The organism is Larkinella sp. (genome assembly GCF_965227735.1).
Classification (GTDB): domain Bacteria; phylum Bacteroidota; class Bacteroidia; order Cytophagales; family Spirosomataceae; genus Larkinella.
The window spans coordinates 3,946,587-3,967,498 of record NZ_OZ245776.1 but is presented as its reverse complement, the minus strand read 5'-3'; the positions used below and the strand labels follow the sequence as shown (position 1 = coordinate 3,967,498).

Below are 20,912 nucleotides of genomic sequence, written 5' to 3'. Positions count from 1 at the left end.
AAAAACGAAGCAAGATGAAACTAGTTATTATCGGCGGTACCGGCCTCATCGGCAGCCAGTTAACCCATACATTACAGGACCAGTACGACGTTCTGGCCGCATCGCCCAATACCGGCGTCAACACGATCACCAAAACCGGTTTGGCAGAAGCCCTCCAAAACGCCACGGTGGTGATCGACGTTTCCAACTCGCCCTCCTTCGCCACGGAGGACGTGATGGCCTTCTTTAAAACCTCTACGGAGAATTTGCTGGCGGCCGAAAAAAAAGCGGGTGTTCAACACCATGTTATCCTCTCGGTGGTCGGAACCCACAAACTTCAGGAAAGCGGTTATTTCCGCGCCAAGCAGGTGCAGGAAGACCTGGTCAAAGCATCCGGCATTCCGTTCTCGATTGTACGGGCGACCCAGTTTTTCGAATTTGCGGCAGGCGTTGCCCACATGAGTGCGGCCGACGGGAAAATCGTGTTGCCCCGGGGGCTTGTGCAGCCCATCGCCAGTGCCGACGTGGCCTCTTTTCTGGCCAAAACCGCCACCGGAACGCCAACCAATCGCATCGTAGACATTGCCGGACCCGAGCGGTTTGAGATGGATGCCTGGATCCGGCGCTATTTTGCGAGCATCGACAATCCGCAGGAAGTGGTAACCGATGCCAAAGCGGTTTATTCAGGGGCCGCCATTACGGCCACGACGCTGGTGCCCGATGCCGCCGGGTATGTGGGAAGTACCCACTACGAGGAATGGATTTCGAAAGCGGAAAACCAGCGCTAAACCGTAGTTGCATACCTGCAACAAAAAAGGATTGCCACGACAAGGCAATCCTTTTTTGTTGCCCGAAGTGATCTTCACAACAAACCAAAATTGGACGTTACAGCAAAGTTGCCGATCGCTCAAATCCGGAATTTTGTGCTGTTCATTAACGACCAACCAAAATGAAAAACCAAACTGTATTGGTAACCGGCGGCACCGGATTTGTGGGAATCCACACCATTCTTCAACTTTTACAAAAAGGATACCACGTAAATACCACGCTTCGCTCCCTGTCGAAAAAAGACAGCATCATCAACGCCTTGAGCGAAGCCGGAATTGACGATTTTACCCGATTGGCGTTTTTTGAGGCCGATCTGACCAGCGACACCGGTTGGGAGGAAGCCGTTGCGGGTGTGGAGTATGTGTTGCACGTCGCGTCGCCGTTTCCGGCCCAGGACCCAAAGGATGAAAACGAACTAATCATTCCGGCGCGGGATGGTGCTTTGCGGGTGCTGAAAGCCGCTCAGAAAGCCGGTGTCAAACGGGTTGTGCTAACCTCTTCATTCGCGGCCATCGGCTACAGCCGCAGTCGCAAAGATCATCTTTTTACCGAAGACGACTGGACGGACGCCACGGCCCCGATTCCGCCGTACATCAAGTCGAAAACCGTGGCCGAAAAAGCCGCCTGGGCGTATATCGCAGCCGAAGGCGGGAATCTGGAACTGACGGTCATCAATCCGGTGGGAATTTTTGGGCCGGTTCTGGGCGGAATCACCTCGGCGTCGCTGGATATGGCGGTTTCCGGAATCCTGAATGGCGTGGTCCGGGAAAGTCCGGATTTTACCATGGGCGTTGTCGATGTCCGGGATGTGGCCTCGATCCATCTCACGGCCATGACGCATCCGGAGGCTGGCGGCCAACGGTTTATTGCGGCATCGGATGGCGTGATGAGCTTTCATGATGTCGCCGAACTGTTTAAAAAAGAACGGCCCGAATTAGCGAAACACATTGCCGGGATGCAGCCGACGGCCCCGGAATTTTACATTGACATGACGAACCGGAAAGCCAAAACCGTGTTGGGCTGGCAGCCCCGCAGCAAAGAAGCGGCCTTGCTGGCCAGTGCCGATAGCTTGCAAAGAAATTTATTTTTAGATTGACGTCTAAAGACACTAAACTTGAAAGTTCACAACATCCAATCCTGCCACTTAGGGCCTGAAATTTCCCCGGAGCAATTCATATCAGACCATTTTTTTCTGTATTTATTGAAGGGGTCGATGAAGGCGTTTGACGGGCGAAACACGTATACGATGAATCCGGGCGATGTCGTAATCGCCCGGAAAAATCATTTGGTGCGGTATACGAAATACAAGGAAAACGATCGGTTTGAGAAAATTATCATTACGCTGGACGAACCATTTTTGAGAAGATTCCAGGAACGCCACCCGGTCGATGTGCCGGTTTTTGCCAACGACGACTCGTTTTTAGGGATCGAAGCGACTAAATTCATACAGAGTTTTGTCCATTCTCTGGAACCCTATTACACCGGCGATTTACAGATTGACGAAACCTTCGCCGATTTAAAAAGGGAAGAATTGCTGCTGATTTTGTTGAAAGCCAATCCGCAGTTGACCGGCGTTTTCTTTAATTTCAGCGTTCCCGAAAAGATAAATCTGAAAGAATTCATGAACCGAAATTTTCGCTTTAACATCAGTCTCGAACGTTTTGCGTATCTTACGGGACGAAGCTTGTCGTCATTCAAACGGGATTTTCAGAAACAATTCGGGACAACGCCCTACACCTGGCTCAAAAAGAAACGGCTGGATGAAGCTCATTTTCAACTGGCGAACCAGCACCTCAAACCCGCCCAGGTGTATCTGGAAGTAGGCTTTGAGGATCTGTCGCATTTTTCGTTTGCCTTCAAGAAGCAGTTTGGCAAAACACCAACAGAAGTAGTTGATAACCACCCCAAAGGCTAACGACGCGATCTAACATAACGGCAAAGTGGACGCCTGAACCGGTAATGAAACCAATCCGATCATGCCCTATACTGAAGAAACCGCCTACCGAATCCGCCGAATGTTAGTGGACAAAGGGGTCGATTTTACCGAAAAGAAAATGTTCAGCGGCTTGTGCTTTCTGGTGGACGACAAGCTGTTCTGCGCTACGCATTTCGATAAGAAACGGGACGAAGACCTGCTGCTTTGCCGGGTGGGCCTGGAAGCCTCTGAAACCGTCCTCGAAGAAAACGACTGTATTCCGATGGACTTTTCGGGAAAAACCATGAAGGGCTATGTGTATGTAACCGAAAACGGATTCAAAAGCCCGAAGGAGTTGGAACGCTGGCTTGAGCTTTGTCTGGCGTTTAACCCACTGGCTAAAAAGAGCAAAGCGACATGATGACAAAAACCTATTCATCCAAAATAGGGCTTGAGCTGGCCATTCCGCTGGGGTTAGTTCTTGGCTCGATTAGTATCCTGATGATCCTAAACCGGATCTGGCCGGGAGTTTTCATTCTACTGGCCGTGGTTGCGTTCATCGTTTATCTGTTTCTAAACACCCGTTACACGATTCGGAACGGGAAGCTGGAGGTAACAGCCGGTTTTTTATACCAGTCCACAATTGACGTCGGGGCTATCCGCCAGATCCGGGAAACCCGGAATCCATTGAGTTCACCGGCCCTCTCGTTAGACCGGCTCGAAATTGTATACAACCGGTACGACGGCGTACTTTTGTCACCAAAAGACAAACAGGGTTTTGTAAATGACCTGCTCGAACTGAATCCGGCTATCGAGGTAAAATACCGTAATCAACAAGGTGATTAGAAAAGCCCATCATCAATGGTGGTGAGAAAGGATTGCTTTTACACCCATATTGTCAAAAGACGTATTTTTCCGAAACCTTATCAATAACCAACCAAAACGTAAAACAATGGGAAAGATCACCGTAAAAGACGGAACCGAAATCTATTACAAAGACTGGGGAACCGGTCAACCGCTCGTATTCCACCACGGCTGGCCATTGTCGGGCGATGACTGGGATGCCCAAATGATGTTTTTCCTGAACCAGGGCTTTCGCGTGATTGCGCACGACCGCCGGGGACACGGCCGGTCGTCACAAACCGACATCGGGCATGACATGGATACCTACGCTGCCGATGTGGCCGAACTGGCCGCGTTTCTGGATTTAAAAGATGCGATCCACATTGGACACTCCACCGGTGGCGGTGAAGTGATTCGGTATGTGGCCAAACACGGCCAGGGCCGGGTCGCGAAAGCGGTTTTGATCAGTGCCGTTACGCCCCTCATGGTACAAACCGAATCGAATCCAGACGGGATCCCGATGTCGGTGTTCGACGAAATCCGGGAAGGAACCGCGACCCGCCGTCCTCAATACTTTCAGGATTTTACGATGCCTTTTTACGGCTTCAACCGGGAAGGGGCCAAGGTTTCGCAGGGAATTCGGGATAACTGGTGGCGGCAGGGCATGATGGGCGCCATCAAAGCGCATTACGATTGCGTTAACGTTTTCTCCGAAACCGACTTCACCGAAGACCTTAAAAGTGTCGATGTACCGGTCCTGGTTCTACATGGTGAAGATGACCAGATCGTTCCCTTTCATCTGACCGCCGTGAAGGCGGTGAAGCTTTTAAAGAACGGAAAGCTGATCTCCTACCCCGGTTTTCCGCACGGCATGCCGACGACTGAAGCCGCCACCATCAATGCTGACCTGTTAGCGTTCATCCAATCCTAGTCCTTTTCGTGGCCGGTGTTTTCACCGGCCACTTTTAAAACCCAACCTAAGTTCAGTATCCGGGTTTTGTTTTGTAGGTGCTAAAAATTTCATACGTAAAACCCCGCCGAGACCCAGTATTTTAGCGAAGGCGTTCGGGATCAGGTGCAAGCTGCCCTCACCTATTTTTCCCAAGTAAAAGTAATCAGGGCCGGACGCTGTCGACCCGACAGATTGACTTCGCCCAGACCGTGGAAAGCCAGACGTTTGTAGTTCAGCATCAACCGCCGGGTCTGTTGCTGCTGCGGGTGACGAATGGATTGAAAAGTGTGACGGTGAAAGCGCTCAGATAACCCGCTCACTTCACCCGCTGAATAATTGCCTTCACCGGTTCGGGTGACAACACCCGAACCGTGTGTTCGGTATCCAGCGGAATATCGACATAATCCCCCGCCGAAAGCCGGATTTTTTCAGTCCCGATCTGGCATTCACACTCCCCTTCCAGAATCAGAAAACTCTCGCGTTCGTCGTGGTGGTCTTCGGGCTTCACTTCTTCTTTTACCCACAGAATAAACTGCTCGATCCCATTGCCGGACCGTAGCGGGTGAACATACAGGTTCCGAAATTCGCGGGTGGGCTGAATCGACGCCACCGTTCGCTGCCACTGCTCAGCGTCGGAATAGGCGTTGATGATTGGTAGATTGCCCAAATCGAAAACCGGAGGCTCGCCGAGTTCATTTAGTGTATTCAGAATGCGGTTTTTTAATCGTTCATTCGGTGCCTCCGGTTGCGTTAACGTCCGGGTGATGCGATCAATGGCCTGTTGAACAGCAGGATACAGGCCGGCCATTCGCTCTACTTCCTGAATTTCTCCGGGCAGAAGAAGGCCACGACAATATTCTTCCAGTATTCCCGAGTTAATAAATTCCTGTACCTTACTCATGCCGTGAAAATAAATCCTGACGATTTCAGCTTTCTACCGGTTAAATCCGGTTTTAACTAAGAACGAATATACGTCGAAAATATAATAAGAAAAACCGTTCTAATCCACATGCGACTTACCGTTACACCCGAAAACCTCCTCGAATGGATTGCCCTCAAAATCAATCTGGTACCGCTACCGCTTTTGCACGCCCAGATTTTCCCGATTGTGGGCAAGGCGGTCCTCGAAGCCGCCGACAAAGGCGTTTTCGAAGCGGTTCACAACGGCAAACAGACAGTGGATGAAATTGCCGCCGAGTGTCAGTTGAATCCGAAAGCGTTGCGCGAATTGATGGGCTTGCTGCTGGTTTTGGGCTATTTCAAACAACGCGATAACCGGTATACGTTAACCCGCATCAGCCGTCGCTGGTTGCTGAAGGAACAGCAGGAGTCGGTTTTTGGCATGATGCTGTTCAACAACCGGGTCGTCTGGCCGTGGCTGGACCAGTTGGGGGATTACCTGAAAACCGGCAGAGGCATTCAGTATCATGACCACCTGACCACCGAGCAATGGGCGTATTACCAGCAGGCCATGCTGGCGGCCACCGGCACCGAAGCCAGGGAGTTTGGCCGGAAAGCCCCGGTGCCCAAAAATGCCACACGCATGCTCGACATTGGCGGCTCACACGGCCAGCATTCGGTGGCTCTCTGCCGAAAACTACCGAATCTGCAGGCGGTTATTCTGGATCTGCCACCGGCCATCGAGCAGGCGGCTCCGCTGCTGGCGCGCCTGGGCATGGGCGACCGCGTTCGGCACCAGGCAGGCAACGCGCTGACGGATGAATTTGGGGAAGCGCAATACGACATCGTGCTGATGTCCAGTCTGGCGCATCATTTTTCGGAGGAGCAAAACCGCGAAGTGGCCCGGAAAGTGGCCAAATCCCTGAAACCGGGGGGCGTTTACATTGTCAATGAATTTATCCGCCCCGAGGACGACGGCAATTCGACCGGCGTTGGCACTAATTTGGTGGGCAACAGCATGGATCTGTTCTACGGCCTGACCAGCACCGCCGGGAATTACTCCGTTCGGGAAATTCAGGACTGGCAAAAACAGGCCGGGCTGAAACCCTCGAAAGTCATCACCTACCTCTCGATTCCGGGCCGGGCGATGATCGTCTCCAAAAGGTAACCATTGATTTTTATCATTCACTCGTTACGTCGAGTCTCTCGGCGGTTTCGCCAGCTTTTGCAGCAGTTTCAACCCCTGCTCTTTCAGGTCTTCTTTGGCCTGTTTCACCACGACATCCTTCACCTGAGTGGCCGCCCGACCCGCCAGAAACTGAAGTTGCGGTTTTTTGTAGCTCCCGTTCAATGCGAAGTCGATTTTGGCGCGATCGACGTTTTCGAGCGGCTGGCCCGTCAGCGACGAAAACGCTTTGGCAAACTGAACACCCGCTTTGCCGTTGGCACATCCAGTTTCAGAAGGTATTTCAGGTCTCCTTCCAGTGAATTGGAGCCCGAAACCGTCACGATATTGTCCTTGATCCTGACATCGAACGGTTTGATGGTTACAAACCCGTTTTTGACGTCCACTTTCATCAGCAGATCTTTGAACTGCGCATTCCGGAGGTCAGACAGTTTTGTTTTTTCAACAAGACGCTCCATAATCGGGTTATTTTTCAGCGTCGCCTGCACTATCTTCACCAGCGCATTTCCCGTCAAACTGTTCAAATCCGGCATCATATCCGGCTCCAGCCGCCCATCGACCGCAAAGGTGCTCGAAAACCGCCCGATCATGTACTGCGCCAGCGGAAAAACCACTCTGGCGAGCGTCAGATGCCGGTGAGCCTGCGAAATGTCGGCGTTGGCAATGTTGACATCAAAGGCAAACCGCGGTTTTGCCAGATCCTTCGGGTCGTAGCTCCCATTGGTAACAAACTGCCCGCCCAGCGAATTAAACGTCACCTGCTTCATCCGCAGGGTTCCGTCGGCTAGTTCAAGCTGTCCTTTGACGTTGTTCAACGGCATTTTGTCGTAAACCGCCTGACCGATGGTTGCATTGACCACAAATCGGATGTTATCAGGAATTTCAACCACCGACGGCTGGGCGGTTTTTGCCTGTGGCTGCAGATCGTCACTCATCCATTCGTTGATACTCAACTGATTGGCCCGAACGTTGAGCGTTCCTTCCAGCGGCTGGTTCTCGTCCAGCAGAAACGGAATGTAGTTGCTCAAAAAACCGTCGGCCGTGAAAGTGCTGGTTCCCAGCATACCCTGCGCCTGGTCGACGTTCAGCTTTCCGGGCAGCAGCGTCAGCCGGGCAGAATTCAGGGTCAGCCCCTGCGGCAGACTTTCGCCCCGGTAGGTCAGGTTTGTAATCGCCATCGTGCCGCTGGTCGGAATCTGGTCATACCGTTTGGCTTTGGCGTCCGAAAGCCGGCCTTTGGCTTCCATGCTGGCGTCGATCAGCCCGGCCAACCGGGTCCCTTCCACTGGAAAAATGCGGGTCAAATTCGTCAAATTCAGTCGGCCTTTGGCAATTACATCGAAGGTATAATCATCGAAATTCTGCACCCAGCCTTTGGCCTGAAAAGGATCGCCAGCCAGTTGCAGTTGCAAATTGGCGATGTCCACGCGGGTATCGGCCCGTTTGCCCGTCCGGTTGGTGAGGCTCGCCCGGACATTGATCGCTTCCACCGGTTCCGGAAATTTCATCGACTTCACCGACCCGTTCTGCAACCGGATTAGCCCATCGGCCACCGGAAAGAGTTTGGCGGTTTTGTCGTAGATGCCTTTCGCTTTCAGGTTCAGATCCGCCAGCCCCCGCAGTGTCATACTGTCAATCGGAAACAACTGCGTCAACTCCTCCAGATTCAGTTTGGCGGTCAGGTCGGCATCAACGCTGGAGCGGGTGAGCCCCCGCACCAGCACCCGCCCGCGAATCGGGTTCTGCCCCAGATCTGCAACCAGTTTTTTCAGATTAATTACCGTATTATCAAAGCGATCGGTGGCATTGCTGACGGTCAGATCCAGAGCAATGTGTTCGACTGCCGACGCCAAATCCGGGTATTTGAACCGCCCGTCGTTGACGACCAGATTCAGCAGAAACGCCGGAATTTGCTTCGCATTGTAAACACCCTTCACCGTTCCGTCGAAACGCACCGTTCCGTCGGCATCGATGTCCTGAAACTGTTCGGAATACATTCCGGGCACCAGCGACAGCAGATTTTTGAAATCACTGTCGGGCGACCGATACGTCAAATCAAACCGCATGGACGTATCCGCCGGTGCCGATGTGCCGGTGGCAATCGAGCCGTTGAGTTCCAGCGGCAACTCATTCACGCGGATGCGGTTGTCGGCAAAGGTGTAGATGGATGTTTCAAGATCGGCCCGCAGTTTCATATCGGCATCCAGCTTTTTGTCGCTCAGGTATTCCATCCCGTCGTAGGTGAGCGAGATGCGTTCTGCTTTCGTCTTCAGCACCAAATCCGCCACTTCCGCCGACAAACTGCCGCTGCCGGTATGGCGGACCGCTTCCAGCCGAACCGTCATCGGCAAACTCCGGTCGTCATACCGGATCAAACCATCTTTTATTTCCCATTCGTCGATGTCGAGCGTAAAAGCCGTCTGGCTGGTGTCGGCCTTTTCCGGTTCGTCACTTTCAGCGGCTTTGTAGATGTCGTAGTTGGCCCGGCCATCGCGTAGAATTTTCACCAGCACGCGCGGCTGATCGAGATACACGCCGTTCAGTTTCAATTTATCGCCCGAAAGCACACTCAGCAGGTTGACTTTTACTTCGAAGGCGCGGGTGCTAAGCAAGGTATCACCCGCAAACGGCGTTCGTCCGACAATGCTGAGTGAATCGGTTTGCAAGGTCAGATTGGGAAAGTGGCGAAGCAGCGACAGGCTCACTTTTTCGGGCCGAAACGTGATCCGGGCATTCACCCGATTGGTCAGTTCCTGCTGGAGACGGGTTACGATTTTATCCCGAAAAAACATCGGCACAATCCAGGCGACCAGGAGCAGTACGCCCAGTAGTGATGCAAGGATGATTCCGGTTTTTTTCATGCTAATTGCTTGTGTTCTATTTGTATAGGACAAACAAAAGCCGAAAAAGTTTGAATAATTTCCGCGACCGGCTTAGGCAATCAGTCGCTTCTCGATGAGCAGAATGAACAAATGAATGACTTTGATGTGAATCTCCTGGATGCGGTCGGCATAGCCAAAGTGGGGAACGCAAATCTCAACGTCGGCGGTTCCGGCCAGTTTACCCCCGTCTTTGCCGGTTAGCAAAACTACTTTCATACCCCGCATCCGGGCAGCTTCTACGGCCCGGATGATGTTGGCCGAATTGCCGCTTGTGCTAATGCCCAGCAACACGTCGCCTTCGTTGCCCAGCCCTTCGATAAAACGCGAGAATACCGAATCGTAGCCATAGTCATTGCCCACACAGGTAAGGTGGCTGGAGTCGGAAATGGCGATAGCCGCCAGCGCCCGGCGTTCGTCGCGGTACCGGCCCGACAGTTCTTCGGCAAAGTGCATGGCGTCGCAGTGGGAGCCGCCGTTGCCGCAGGAAATAATTTTATGGCCGTTTTGCAGGGCATCAGCCATCACTTGGGCGGCTTGTCCGATGGCCGTAATCTGGTTGGCGTCGCTGAGAAACGCATCGAGAACCGAGCGGGCTTCGGTCAGTTCCTGGCGAATGATTTGGTCAAGCATTCCCGAAAGGGGTTAATCCGTTGGTACAGTTTCCGGTAAAATAACGACTGGAAACCGTACCAACCAATTCGTTTTAAAGTACCAGCGTTCGGTAGGGCAGATTCCAGCGCAGGGCCAGAGAGGTCGACGACGTGTTGTACTTCAACCGGTCGGCCTGGCTGTCGCTTTTGCGAACGAGCTGTTGGAAATCGACAAACAGGTTGTGTTTCCACATAAACGACAGCCGTACGTCAGCGTAGGTAACCAGGGTTTTACGCCCCTGCGCGATGTGGTGGCCCGATCCCACGGCCTGGCCCGGCCACTCCACCCGGCTTTCATACGGTTTCAGCAGGTTGCCGCCATAATTGTAGTTAGGCGGATCGGCCCCGTATTTCATGACACCAAACGTCCCGGTCAGATTCCAGCGGTCGCGGGGCTGATAGCGCACAATGGCCAGGCCTTCGATGAAATTGGCCCCGAGCGGATGCGCCAGTGGTTGATTATAATGGACATAATTGGTTTGGCCGGAACGGTGCGAATAGGTATAAGGCCGCGCCAGATTCATTTCAGCCTGCAAATCGAGATTCGGAACCTCGAACGCGTCGATGTATTTCAGGCCCGTTTGAAACGCGAATTTATTGACCCACGACCCATTTCTCGCCCGCAGTTCGCTAATCTTAAACTCATCTAACATTAACTGACCGTAAGCCAGAAAATGACCGGCAAAATTGGCTTTGAAATCCAGACCGACCAGCGCATTGTCGGCACTGCCCCGATATGATTCGATGAACCGGTAGAAAATGACGGGATTAAAATAATTCAATTCCAGTTGGCTCCGGCTGAACACTTCTGCTTCAAAGAGGCCAATGTTGACATGCTCGCCAATGTTGACACTCAGGTGGTGAATCGCCGTGTATTTTTGCGGATTCAGTTCTTCATACGCACCGGCCGGTTTCTGGCTGTTCTGGAACTCGGTCAGCAGGTTGGTGTATTGAAACCGCCCAAACCGGGTGCTGATCTTGAGAAAAAGATATGGAGAGCTGTTATCCGATAAAAACAGGGAACGATACCCATTGCCAAAGATATTCCGGTCGTGGCCAAACTGAATGTTGATGATTTTTAAGGCATTGAAAGTAATGTATCCCCGGGCCGACAAAAAATCCGCTCCGCCGTAGGGCGCATGGCGGTTCGCAATTAGTTTGGTAAAGCCTTCATTGGGGGCAAAGCCTTCATTGAAATTGGTTGTGTACTGACTTCCATATTCCCAGATATACCGGGGAAACAGCACTTGATTATCAGACAGGAATGTGTAAAAACTTAAGCGTTTGCGAATGCTCCCGCGAATTTCAACTCCTCTTGAATTGACGTAGGGATTAACTGACGAACCCACCGCTCCGGAATTGCTTTCGACTCCGTAGCTAAAATTGACCACCGGACTGACATGAATATCATAATCCTCGTTTTCGTAGCTGTAGAGGTCATTCTTTTTTCTGTAAAATGCGCCAAGAGCGCGTTTACTGTCGCCCGCCCGCTTCTGACCTGCGTGTAATTCAGCGGTTCGTTCTTGCAGAAGAGGAAGAGAATCCGGATAAACTTTGGGAACCCATTCCCAGCTATCGTCGCGCAGGTAGCGGACGGTGGAACGGTCTACCGGGGATAACCGAACAAAGGGATCGGCCAGAATACTGTCGGTTAATTGAACGACCGCCTGGCGACTATACGGTTTTACGGAACTATGAAAACCGCTTGTCCACCGGCCCTGTTTGATTTCAAGCCGGTCGATCAGGTGGTAATAATCACTGTTTAAAGGTATCTTTTGACTTTGACTTTGCGCCGACCCCGACGCCAGTAAAACAAAAGCTATCCCGATTGTAAAAATAGTCCTCATTGGAAGCTTCACACTGGCAACCGTGTGGACGGTGTACCCTAAATAACATCTTCTTATTTCAATGCACAAATTAGGGAAAGGGTTTGGATTATCCGACACATTCCCTTTAAATTACACTGAAAAAGCCCCTATGTTTGTTTTCGCCGATCATCCTTCTCTTGCCGACCAATTTATTGCCGAACTCCGCGATGTAACCATTCAGAAAGATCCGATGCGTTTTCGGCGGAATCTGGAACGGCTGGGCGAATTGATGGCCTACGAAATATCCAAGTCAATGTTGTTTCAGGTTGTGAACGTGCAAACGCCACTGGGCGTGTCGTCTACGCCACTGATTAAAAAACCGCCGGTTCTGGCCACCATTCTGCGGGCGAGCCTGCCGTTCCACCAGGGATTTTTGAATTATTTCGACCGGGCCGAAAACGCCTTCATTGGTGCGTATCGCGGTTATCTGCCAACGAGTGAAGATTTTGAAGTAGCAATGGATTACATTTCGAGCCCCGATCTGAGCGGCAAAACCGTCATTCTGATGGACCCGATGCTGGCAACCGGCCGGTCGCTGGAGAAGGTGTATCACGCTCTGCTGCGGTTTGGAACGCCCGCCAAAACGCACATTGCCGCCGTGTTGGCCAGCCCCGAAGGCGTCCGCTATGTGCAGGACAAAATGCCCCAGTGTCACCTCTGGCTGGGGGCTATCGATGAAAAGCTGGATGAACATTATTACATCGTTCCCGGTTTGGGCGACGCCGGCGATCTGGCTTTTGGCGAAAAAATCTGATCAGAACCCTTCCTTTTTCTCGTCAGCTTTTTCCTTTTTCTTTTCAACCACTTTTTTAGGCGCTTCTTTTGCGCCAGCCGCAGCTTTTGGTTGTGGCTTGGGCTTCTCTTTGGTTTTGTACTGATCCATGTACCGGTCCGTAAACTGTGTTTTCTCGAACACGTCCGCAGCAATGATGGAAATGGCCTTGCTTCCCGCCTTGCCGCCCGCCATGATGCGATCGTTCAGTTCCTGGTCCGACGTCAGCAACGCCAGTTGGGCTGTTGCGCCCCCCGACGATTTATAATCCCAGTAGTACCAGACATCCGGCGAGGCTTCCAGATAAATGGTCGCTTCGTCGCCCCCGTCGCTCTTCCGGATTTCGACAAAACCCTCCATTTCCGCGTTGATATCGACGTTATCGATATTGGAAACCCCAATCGGCCCGGTGCTGTAGAGGGCATTGTATTTGTCGGACCAGCGCAGATTAACGTTCGAAAGCACGAGCGAAGCCACAAATTTGGGTGCCGCCTGCGTAATGGAAACGTGCTGGTTCTGGGCTTTGGTACGGTACACATCCGTCGCTTTCTGACCGATGATGGCAGCCAGTTTGGCGGTTAACCGGTCGAGATCGTCGTCGGCAGGTTCGTCGTTTTTTTCGTCCAGATTGGCTTTCACCATCTTTTCGGCAATGGCGGCATTCACCGGCTGCGGAATCGGCAGCGCAAAGCCGACCAGCGCATTCAGCCGCAACGTCGAACTATCGACCTGCGCCCGACCCGTTCCGGCGGCAAAAACAAAGTTGTTTGGTGTTGAGCCCGTCATGCCGGTATTCATCACGTTGACCGGCCCCTGAAAATTCATCACACCCGTGGCATCGTTGAACGTAAACGCCCCTTCGACATCTTCCAACCCGGCGGCATCCTTCTTCACAATCCGAAAAACTTTGTCTTTCTGGTCATACGTCATGACACCGGTTGCCCGGTACAAATCATCATCCTTATCGCTTTCTTTCATCGACAAAAACGTCGGATACAGCCCGGCGGTGCCTCCACCCCGAAAGTGCAAACCGGCGGTCAGTGGCTGATTGCCGTCATTTTTGAGTGCTTGATCGACTTTGATGCTGAAGGTTTCGCCAATTTTCTCCTTCATTGGAATCCAGTCACTAACCAGATTGGCGCGCTTTTTCAGCGCAATTTTAATCGCCCCTTCCAGTTTCAGATCCTGCTCGGGTGCCATCATTGTGATGCTGCCTTTGAAGGCTACTTTGGGCGCCAGCGTCACGTTGTCCCGTTCGTCGACGTCGGCGCGGGCCACGGTATAATACGTCTTGGCCAGTTCATTGCTATTTTTTCCTTTTCGTCCGACACTTCGGGTGTTCGATGCCAACGCCACCGGAGCGGCTTCTTTCAGCTCAAAACTCCCCATTTTGATGTTAGCGGTGTCACCTTTGGCGGCCGCAAACTGGTAAACAGCCTCCCCGGAAAACCGCGTCCGCGACTGCACCTGAATGTTACCGCCTTTCAATTTGTGGAACAGGCTGGTCGTGTCCAGTTCCAGCCGGGCGTTTTTGAGTGGCAGCATCTCCCCGTTCCGTTTGATGGTAATCAAGCCTTTTTCCGGGTAAATCCGGGCATCGGCCGACGTCACATACGGCACTCCGCTGATGTTCAGCGTCGCTTTTTCCACATCATACACCGCCGAGGTGGCATTGAATGTCAGCCCTTCCTGTTCTTCCGCGGTGGCCGTAAACGTAGACGTTTTGGCGGCTTTCATCGTAATGGTTTTGGCCGCGATGTTCCACTGCGCCTTGCTGATCGACGTTTTATAGGCCGCGTTCGGGAACTCCAGACTCGACAGCAGGGTGTCGCTGAACGAGGTCGTCGCATTATTCGTGGCGATGGTCACGACGCCTTTCACCTGATTGAAATCCAGATCGACCTTCGTGCCCAGCAGCATGGGTTTCGTCGCGGTTCCCTGCTTATCGGCCACGACGCGGAATTGCGCATTGCCCGCCGTAAACCCTTCTTTATTAAACTTGATGTTTTCAGACTGAGCTTCCGAATCCGCCCGTTTTACCGTGCCTTTTCCAAACAAACCCGCCGACCGAACCAGCAAATCGCCCTGCAAATTCGTCGTGCCGTTGTAAAAGCTGAAATGGTCGGCTTTGGTGGAAATTTTCATACTATCGGCTTTGGGAAACCACTTCATGACGTAGTTTTTCAGGTTAACCGCCGGAAAATAGGCTTTTCCCACCAGCCCTTCTTTGATCTGCCCCGACTCGCCCGACGCCAGAACGGAATCCGGGGTCATCAGAATATCTTTGGCTGGTAAGGATGCGTTCAAGTGGGAAATAACGCCTTCGGCCCGCAGTCCCTTCCGGTCCATCACCAGTTTACCGGTAAACTTCAGGTTCCCTTTTCCGCCGTAAAGCGAATAACCGGCGGCCGGAGCCGCGTGTTCGAAGCCCAGCGAATTGTCGGGCATCGATTTCAGCGTGGTTTTGATGGGCGGGAAAATACCATCGGAGAAGAACGTCCCGTCGAACGCGATGTCGCCTTTGCCCAGGCTATCGTTATCTACTGCCGGGACTTTGAAGTAGACATTTTTGTTGTAAATCAGATTTCCCCGGTTCGGCTGGTTAAAATAAACCGTCATCCCTTCCGGCATCAGCAGCCGTTGTGTGGTCTTTTTGTCTTTCTGCCGCCCCGATTTATTGCCTTTGTCGGCCAGGAAAACCGTACCCGGTTTTTCATACTGAATGTCACCGCCAATCTCCTGATTCTTCCCTTGTGGGGTAAAGGTAATCGAGTCGATTTTGGTCATATTCATCGAAAACTGGTCGTAGTTGAAGCCCAGTTCCTTACCTGTATACCGCATGTTACCGGATTTCAGTTGCCCGGTTAAGGTGAATGCCCGGTTTTTGCCAATCCGCAGCGTTTTGTCCGTTGGAACAGCAGTAATTTTCAATGAATCGCTAATGCTAAACCGCTCAACCCCTCTGATTGTCAAAAACTTATCATTCAGATTGATCGTGGCGTTGGTCGTGCTGTCGTTAGAAGGGTAAGTCGAGCGAATCAGGAAATTGTCGTAATCCTTCCGGCGCGCATTCGCCAGAACATACAGAACGCCCTTCCGGCTCAGGCGCATTTCTTCGGATTTGGGGTCCATGTCGATATACCCCAGCGCCACCATGCGGTTCAGCACGTTGCGCATCACCGGCGGGCTAATCTTGGAATAGGTCGCCAGATCGTCGGCAAAAAACGTCTGGGTTTTCTTGACTGTCACGTAGTTAGCCGCCAGTTGGAGCGGATGAAAGCCGAAGTCGGCCGACATACCGGCATACCGCTCGGGGTAGAAGAAATCGAACGATTCAAACCGCACCGGCACTTCTTTTTTGGCTCCAAGTTGGTAGAAATCAACCTTTTGACGCGGCAAATCCCAGCGAACAATTTCGGGCTGGATGTAGAATTTGTGGTAACTATCGCTGAAATAGGTGTCGGAATACCCCGATTTTTCGGCTTTACTCAAGCGGGCAATCCCGGTTTCGCGGTCATACCGGAAGGCGACGCCGGGGTGATACAGCGTATCGACGGCGTCGATGTAGCCGGTAAACGAAACCAGTGGGCTTGAAATCAACGAGTCGGCAAACTCAAACCGTCGGCTGCTGGCTTTGAAAGCCGGTTTTCCTTTGTAACTCACTTGCAGAAGCGACGATTGTCCATTGGCTGCCGAACCGTATAGCTTCGTTCCGGCCAGCGCAATACCGCCTTTATACGTAATGCCGTTGCCCAGATTATTCAGGACCACATCATTCGACCACGACATAAACCGGGGATAGGTCGGAGCCTGCCGGGCCACCCGCTTTTTGCTGTCAAACTCAAAAGTCCCTTTGATCGGTTTGGCGAGGGGCTTGTAGGTCAGGGTCACGTCATCCGCCGTGATTTTGGGGTTGCTAACGACGAAACTGTAATCTGCCAGCGTTACGAACGTCTCCGGCTGCCCCGCCGACTCCCACGAAAACACACCACCTTTGCCAACCCAGATCCCGTCTTTCAACAACAAGGCACCATCGGTTTTCTTCAAAGCGACAGAGTCGTTTGCCGTCGTCACGATCAAATCCGCACCCTTGATTTCCAGCACCGGCCCGTTCAGCACCGGAATCGGCTTTCTCTCGGTCCAGGACAGAAGCGGGCTTGCTTTTCCGGTTGAATCGAGCGGCAAATCCCAGCCGTCGGAATCGTTCGGTTTGGCGGGTTGCGGCTTTTTGGCCGACGCAATCGTATCGGCGACCGATGTGGGTGTGCTGCCATTGGGATCGGCTAAACGAAGGGTAAACGTGCCGCCGTTGGCGTAAAGTTTGTTGTAATTATTGGTGTACAGAAACCGCTTTTCGGCAAATAACCGGACGGTTTCCAGCACTTTCGTCAAGCTCTTGGCGTCGTATTTTTCAAACGACTTTTCCGCAATCATCAGGTAATTGTCGACTTCGGCCGGGCTCACCTGCTGCGTAACGATGAGTTGGTACAACGCTTCGTAAAACGGCGCAAACTGCTGGGCCGCCTGGTAGCGTTTGGTGTTCATTTTCCGGCTCAACGCCATCACGCGCTCTTTCTGCGGAGCCGACAGCCGGTTTTCGGTGAATAGCGTTTCGAGATTTTTTTCGGCCTTTTGGGAATAGGCTCCTCCCGCATTCATCAGTTTCTGTAAATCCGTCAGAAACTGCTCGGGGTTGTCCGACAGTTTAAACGTTTGCGCCGTTGCCGCCGTTGCCAGCAGGAGAAATATCGATAAAATGCTGTATACCTGTCTCATCATTCCCGTACGGCACCCGGAACCTAAACGGGATCGACCGCCGGTCCGTGGGTACTTTTGATAAATCGTAGTGAAACCCACTTATTTTGGGACAATTGCCCGATTTTCGTCAACCCTTCGGCCAACCCCTTTTCCTCGATATCGAGCGCATCCTGTTCGTAAAAACCGCTCACCAGCAACGTACTCTCCAGTTTCATCAGCCGGACGTAAACCGGTATATCCTCCAACAACACATTCCGGTTGATGTTGGCCAGCACGATGTCGAACCGTTCCGCCGGATTAACGTCATGAATCGTGCCCTGAAAAACGTCGATTTGGGAACAACCGTTCAGCTCGGCATTTTCGCGGGCGTTTTCAATGGCCCACTCTTCAATATCAAAGGCCACGACCCGTTCGGCACCCTGCAAAGCCGACAAAATTGCCAGAATTCCGGTGCCGGAACCGACGTCCAACACGGTTTTTCCGGCCGCATCGACACTCAACTGGTGTTCGAGCATCATGGCCGTCGTCTCGTGGTGGCCGGTTCCAAACGACATTTTCGGGTTAATGACAATGTCGTACTGAAAACCGGCATCGGGTTCATGAAACGACGCCCGAACGCGAATCCGATCCTGCACCTCGATGGGCTGGTAATTCCGTTCCCACTCTTCGTTCCAGTTCTTCTTTTCTAACGAATTGATCTGATAGGCTATTGCGGTTTGATTGGCGTATTTATCGATAACCGACTGGACCGCAGTTTCATCAAAATCGGATTCGGAAATGTAGGCATTCAGGCCTTCATCGGTTTCCACGAAGGATTCAAATCCTAATGCGCCCAGTTCGGCCATGAAAATGTCGGTATAATCGGCAGAAAGCGTCAGTTGTAGTTCTGTGTAGTTCATCCGGTAAAGAAAATAAAAAAGGACAAGCTTCCGGCCTGTCCTTTGCAAAAGCTGTAAGGTCTTGAAGACTTTGCAGGTTTGATTTATTATGAATCAATTAAGCCAGTAGATTCTCTGCTAACAGAAACCAAGGGACACCTGTCAGGTCTTGAAGACCTGACAGGTGTCCCTTGGTTTCTGTTAGCAGAGAATTATCAGCGCACCAGCTCCATCAAATCCTTGTCGTTCACCTCTTTGCGGACATCGGCCATGTCGAGGAAACGCGTGTAGATGGTGTCCAGGGTTGGTTTGTCATACCGGAAACCCAGCAGTTCAAGGCGATGTTTCAGGGCGTGTCGACCACTGCGGGCCGTCAGCACGATCGACGATTCGGGAACACCGACATCGTGCGGATTCATGATTTCGTAGTTTTCGGAGTGTTTCAGAAAACCGTCCTGGTGAATGCCTGATGAGTGGGCGAAGGCATTGCGGCCCACGATGGCTTTGTTGGCCTGCACCGGCATATTCATCATTTCTGACACCAACTGACTCACCGGGAACAACCGCTTGGCGTTGATATTGGTCTCAAAACCCAGTTCTTTATGCACCTGCAACGCCATCACGACTTCCTCCAGCGAGGTGTTTCCGGCGCGTTCGCCAATGCCGTTGATGGTCACTTCCACCTGCCGCGCGCCCTGTTGAATACCAGCCAGCGTATTGGCTGTGGCCAGACCGAGGTCGTTATGGCAGTGAATGGAAATAATGGCTTTATGAACGTTCGAAACGTGTTCGTAGATGTACTTGATCTTGTTTCCGTACTCATCCGGCAAACAGTAACCGGTCGTGTCCGGGATGTTTACCACCGTTGCGCCGGCGTTGATCACCGCTTCGGTGAGTCGGGCCAGGAACGCGAGGTCGGCCCGACCGGCATCCTCGGCGTAGAACTCCACATCTTCCACATACGTACGGGCGTGTTTGACAGCCGCAATGGCCTGTTCCACAATCTGATCGCGCGTGCTGTTGAATTTGTTTCGAATGTGAATGTCTGACGAACCAATGCCGGTGTGAATCCGTCTGCGTTTGGCGTATTTCAGCGCTTCACCGGCCGCATCGATGTCTTCTTTTTTAGCCCGTGAAAGCGCGCAGATAACCGGTTCGGTCACTGCTTTCGAGATTTCAACAATGGACCGAAAATCGCCCGGGCTCGAAACCGGGAATCCCGCTTCAATAATATCGACGCCGAGACGCTCCAGTTCTTTCGCCACCACGATTTTTTCTTCGGTAGATAATTGGCTACCTGGCACTTGCTCGCCGTCGCGCAGGGTGGTGTCGAAAATATAAATCCGTTGGCTCATGGTTAATAAGAGTAAATTGGGATAGAGTGTTCTCGCTGAATCAAAGTTTGGAAAGTAGTTGCTTTCCCATCGCTTCCGTGCCTAGAATAAGGTCGGCTGGCGTGTTGGAATCCGCAATGTCGCGGGTTCGGAAACCGGCTTTCAATACCTGATCGACGGCATCGACAACGGCTTCGGCTTCGGCTTTCATACCAAACGAAATTTCCAGCATCAGGGCCGCCGACAGCACCGACGCCAATGGATTGGCAACGCCTTTGCCCGTAATGTCGTGGGCCGAACCGTGAATCGGTTCGTATAAACCGGTCGTGTCGCCGATGGACGCCGACGCCAGCATCCCCATCGAACCGGCAATCTGCGAGGCTTCGTCGGTCAGAATATCCCCGAACAGGTTGCCCGTCACCACGACGTCAAACCGGCGTGGATCTTTGATGAGCAGCATGGCAGCGGCATCGATAAACTGGTGTTCCACTTCGACTTCCGGATACCGTTTGGCCACTTCCTGTACCACTTCGCGCCACAGTCGCGACGATTCCAGCACGTTGGCTTTATCAACCGAGCAGAGCTTTTTCCGGCGGGTCATGGCCGCATCAAACGCCTTGACGGCAATCCGTTCCACTTCGTAACGGCTGTAAATCATCAGGTCATACGCGGTGTCACCGTCGTCTTTCCGTCCTTTTTCGCCAAAATACACATCGCCCGTCAACTCACGAAAGAACAGAATATCAGCACCTTGCAGAAATTCCGGTTTGATGCTCGATGCCTGCAGCAGTTCGTCGAACAATTTGATGGGCCGCAGGTTGGCATACAAACCGAGGGCTTTCCGGATGCCCAGCAAACCCTGTTCGGGACGGACTTTTGCCGACGGATCATTGTCGTATTTCGGGTGACCGACGGCACCAAACAGAATGGCGTCCGACTGCTTCGACTTGGTGATGGTTTCTTCGGGAAGCGGATTGCCCGTGGCTTCAATGGCCGCGTGACCAATCAGCGCTTCGTCGTACGTGAATTCGTGGCCGAATTTCTCCGCAATCCGGTCCAGAACCTGTTTTCCAACGGTAGTTACTTCCTGACCAATGCCGTCGCCGGCGATGACTACAATGTGTTTCTTCATTCCTCTTTCAATGAGTGAATGAGCAATTGAGCGAT

Annotated in this window: 18 protein-coding genes; 8 read left to right on the top strand and 10 right to left on the bottom strand. The window is 52.3% G+C overall.

Annotated features, from left to right (window positions below):
• The first annotated feature begins 14 nt into the window (after positions 1 to 14).
• The 6 genes from ACO064_RS15475 to ACO064_RS15450 all read left to right on the top strand — a co-directional run bounded on the left by ACO064_RS15475 (position 15) and on the right by ACO064_RS15450 (position 4,496).
• Positions 15 to 767 (top strand): SDR family oxidoreductase, encoded by a 753-nt coding sequence (locus tag ACO064_RS15475; RefSeq protein WP_421828169.1) that lies wholly within the window; start codon positions 15 to 17, stop codon positions 765 to 767.
• Positions 768 to 928: 161 nt separating this feature from the next.
• Positions 929 to 1,903 carry an SDR family oxidoreductase gene (locus ACO064_RS15470; RefSeq protein WP_421828168.1) on the top strand — a complete coding sequence of 325 codons (975 nt, stop codon included), beginning with the start codon at positions 929 to 931 and terminating at the stop codon, positions 1,901 to 1,903.
• A gap of 18 nt (positions 1,904 to 1,921) precedes the next feature.
• Positions 1,922 to 2,722, top strand: a complete 801-nt coding sequence (locus ACO064_RS15465; RefSeq protein WP_421828167.1) for a helix-turn-helix domain-containing protein — start codon at positions 1,922 to 1,924, stop codon at positions 2,720 to 2,722.
• A 61-nt stretch (positions 2,723 to 2,783) separates the two neighbouring features.
• Positions 2,784 to 3,143 (top strand): TfoX/Sxy family protein, encoded by a 360-nt coding sequence (locus ACO064_RS15460; protein WP_421828166.1) that lies wholly within the window; start codon positions 2,784 to 2,786, stop codon positions 3,141 to 3,143.
• Positions 3,140 to 3,568, top strand: a complete 429-nt coding sequence (locus ACO064_RS15455) for a PH domain-containing protein (RefSeq protein WP_421828165.1) — start codon at positions 3,140 to 3,142, stop codon at positions 3,566 to 3,568. The genes ACO064_RS15460 and ACO064_RS15455 overlap by 4 nt, the downstream gene beginning before the upstream one ends.
• A 106-nt stretch (positions 3,569 to 3,674) precedes the next feature.
• A complete protein-coding gene (locus ACO064_RS15450; protein WP_421828164.1) occupies positions 3,675 to 4,496 on the top strand; it encodes an alpha/beta fold hydrolase in 822 nt (273 codons plus the stop codon).
• 161 nt (positions 4,497 to 4,657) lie between these two features.
• Here ACO064_RS15450 and ACO064_RS15445 read toward each other — a convergent pair whose 3' ends face one another.
• Both ACO064_RS15445 and ACO064_RS15440 read right to left on the bottom strand, forming a co-directional pair.
• Positions 4,658 to 4,837, bottom strand: coding sequence for a hypothetical protein (locus ACO064_RS15445; RefSeq protein WP_421828163.1), 180 nt, complete (start codon positions 4,835 to 4,837; stop codon positions 4,658 to 4,660).
• Positions 4,834 to 5,418, bottom strand: a complete 585-nt coding sequence (locus ACO064_RS15440) for a cupin domain-containing protein (RefSeq protein WP_421828162.1) — start codon at positions 5,416 to 5,418, stop codon at positions 4,834 to 4,836. The genes ACO064_RS15445 and ACO064_RS15440 overlap by 4 nt, the downstream gene beginning before the upstream one ends.
• Positions 5,419 to 5,526: 108 nt before the next feature.
• Here ACO064_RS15440 and ACO064_RS15435 point away from each other — a divergent pair, with 108 nt between their 5' ends.
• A complete protein-coding gene (locus tag ACO064_RS15435; protein ID WP_421828161.1) occupies positions 5,527 to 6,585 on the top strand; it encodes a class I SAM-dependent methyltransferase in 1,059 nt (352 codons plus the stop codon).
• Positions 6,586 to 6,609: 24 nt separating this feature from the next.
• Here ACO064_RS15435 and ACO064_RS15430 read toward each other — a convergent pair whose 3' ends face one another.
• From ACO064_RS15430 to ACO064_RS15415, 4 genes are all read right to left on the bottom strand, one after another.
• Complete coding sequence (locus tag ACO064_RS15430; protein WP_421828160.1) at positions 6,610 to 6,768, bottom strand: hypothetical protein; 159 nt, start codon at positions 6,766 to 6,768, stop codon at positions 6,610 to 6,612.
• Positions 6,769 to 6,815: 47 nt separating this feature from the next.
• On the bottom strand, positions 6,816 to 9,464 hold the full coding sequence (locus ACO064_RS15425; protein ID WP_421828159.1) for an AsmA-like C-terminal region-containing protein: 2,649 nt from the start codon (positions 9,462 to 9,464) through the stop codon (positions 6,816 to 6,818).
• Positions 9,465 to 9,536: 72 nt separating this feature from the next.
• Entirely contained in the window at positions 9,537 to 10,115 is a 579-nt protein-coding gene (lpcA, locus tag ACO064_RS15420; protein ID WP_421828158.1) for a D-sedoheptulose 7-phosphate isomerase, read from the bottom strand.
• Positions 10,116 to 10,188: 73 nt separating this feature from the next.
• Positions 10,189 to 11,982 carry a hypothetical protein gene (locus tag ACO064_RS15415; RefSeq protein WP_421828157.1) on the bottom strand — a complete coding sequence of 598 codons (1,794 nt, stop codon included), beginning with the start codon at positions 11,980 to 11,982 and terminating at the stop codon, positions 10,189 to 10,191.
• Positions 11,983 to 12,112: 130 nt separating this feature from the next.
• Between ACO064_RS15415 and upp the strand changes: the two genes are divergently transcribed.
• Positions 12,113 to 12,757, top strand: a complete 645-nt coding sequence (gene upp, locus ACO064_RS15410) for a uracil phosphoribosyltransferase (RefSeq protein ID WP_421828156.1) — start codon at positions 12,113 to 12,115, stop codon at positions 12,755 to 12,757.
• On the opposite strand, the gene ACO064_RS15405 is transcribed toward upp, so the two are convergent.
• From ACO064_RS15405 to leuB, 4 genes are all read right to left on the bottom strand, one after another.
• The gene (locus tag ACO064_RS15405; protein ID WP_421828155.1) at positions 12,758 to 17,554 is read right to left on the bottom strand and encodes a hypothetical protein; all 4,797 of its coding nucleotides are present in this window, start codon (positions 17,552 to 17,554) and stop codon (positions 12,758 to 12,760) included.
• 20 nt (positions 17,555 to 17,574) lie between these two features.
• On the bottom strand, positions 17,575 to 18,432 hold the full coding sequence (gene prmA / locus ACO064_RS15400; protein WP_421828154.1) for a 50S ribosomal protein L11 methyltransferase: 858 nt from the start codon (positions 18,430 to 18,432) through the stop codon (positions 17,575 to 17,577).
• 194 nt (positions 18,433 to 18,626) lie between these two features.
• Complete coding sequence (locus tag ACO064_RS15395; protein WP_421828153.1) at positions 18,627 to 19,766, bottom strand: 2-isopropylmalate synthase; 1,140 nt, start codon at positions 19,764 to 19,766, stop codon at positions 18,627 to 18,629.
• A 40-nt stretch (positions 19,767 to 19,806) separates the two neighbouring features.
• Complete coding sequence (leuB, locus tag ACO064_RS15390; RefSeq protein ID WP_421828152.1) at positions 19,807 to 20,877, bottom strand: 3-isopropylmalate dehydrogenase; 1,071 nt, start codon at positions 20,875 to 20,877, stop codon at positions 19,807 to 19,809.
• Positions 20,878 to 20,912 lie beyond the last annotated feature (35 nt).

Coding starts and splice junctions, on each gene's coding strand:
- ACO064_RS15475 (WP_421828169.1), top strand. CDS start 15: ATGAAACTAGTTATTATCGGCGGTACCGGCCTCATCGGCAGCCAGTTA.
- ACO064_RS15470 (WP_421828168.1), top strand. CDS start 929: ATGAAAAACCAAACTGTATTGGTAACCGGCGGCACCGGATTTGTGGGA.
- ACO064_RS15460 (WP_421828166.1), top strand. CDS start 2,784: ATGCCCTATACTGAAGAAACCGCCTACCGAATCCGCCGAATGTTAGTG.
- ACO064_RS15455 (WP_421828165.1), top strand. CDS start 3,140: ATGATGACAAAAACCTATTCATCCAAAATAGGGCTTGAGCTGGCCATT.
- ACO064_RS15450 (WP_421828164.1), top strand. CDS start 3,675: ATGGGAAAGATCACCGTAAAAGACGGAACCGAAATCTATTACAAAGAC.
- ACO064_RS15440 (WP_421828162.1), bottom strand. CDS start 5,418: ATGAGTAAGGTACAGGAATTTATTAACTCGGGAATACTGGAAGAATAT.
- ACO064_RS15435 (WP_421828161.1), top strand. CDS start 5,527: ATGCGACTTACCGTTACACCCGAAAACCTCCTCGAATGGATTGCCCTC.
- ACO064_RS15425 (WP_421828159.1), bottom strand. CDS start 9,464: ATGAAAAAAACCGGAATCATCCTTGCATCACTACTGGGCGTACTGCTC.
- lpcA (WP_421828158.1), bottom strand. CDS start 10,115: ATGCTTGACCAAATCATTCGCCAGGAACTGACCGAAGCCCGCTCGGTT.
- ACO064_RS15415 (WP_421828157.1), bottom strand. CDS start 11,982: ATGAGGACTATTTTTACAATCGGGATAGCTTTTGTTTTACTGGCGTCG.
- upp (WP_421828156.1), top strand. CDS start 12,113: ATGTTTGTTTTCGCCGATCATCCTTCTCTTGCCGACCAATTTATTGCC.
- ACO064_RS15405 (WP_421828155.1), bottom strand. CDS start 17,554: ATGATGAGACAGGTATACAGCATTTTATCGATATTTCTCCTGCTGGCA.
- prmA (WP_421828154.1), bottom strand. CDS start 18,432: ATGAACTACACAGAACTACAACTGACGCTTTCTGCCGATTATACCGAC.
- ACO064_RS15395 (WP_421828153.1), bottom strand. CDS start 19,766: ATGAGCCAACGGATTTATATTTTCGACACCACCCTGCGCGACGGCGAG.
- leuB (WP_421828152.1), bottom strand. CDS start 20,877: ATGAAGAAACACATTGTAGTCATCGCCGGCGACGGCATTGGTCAGGAA.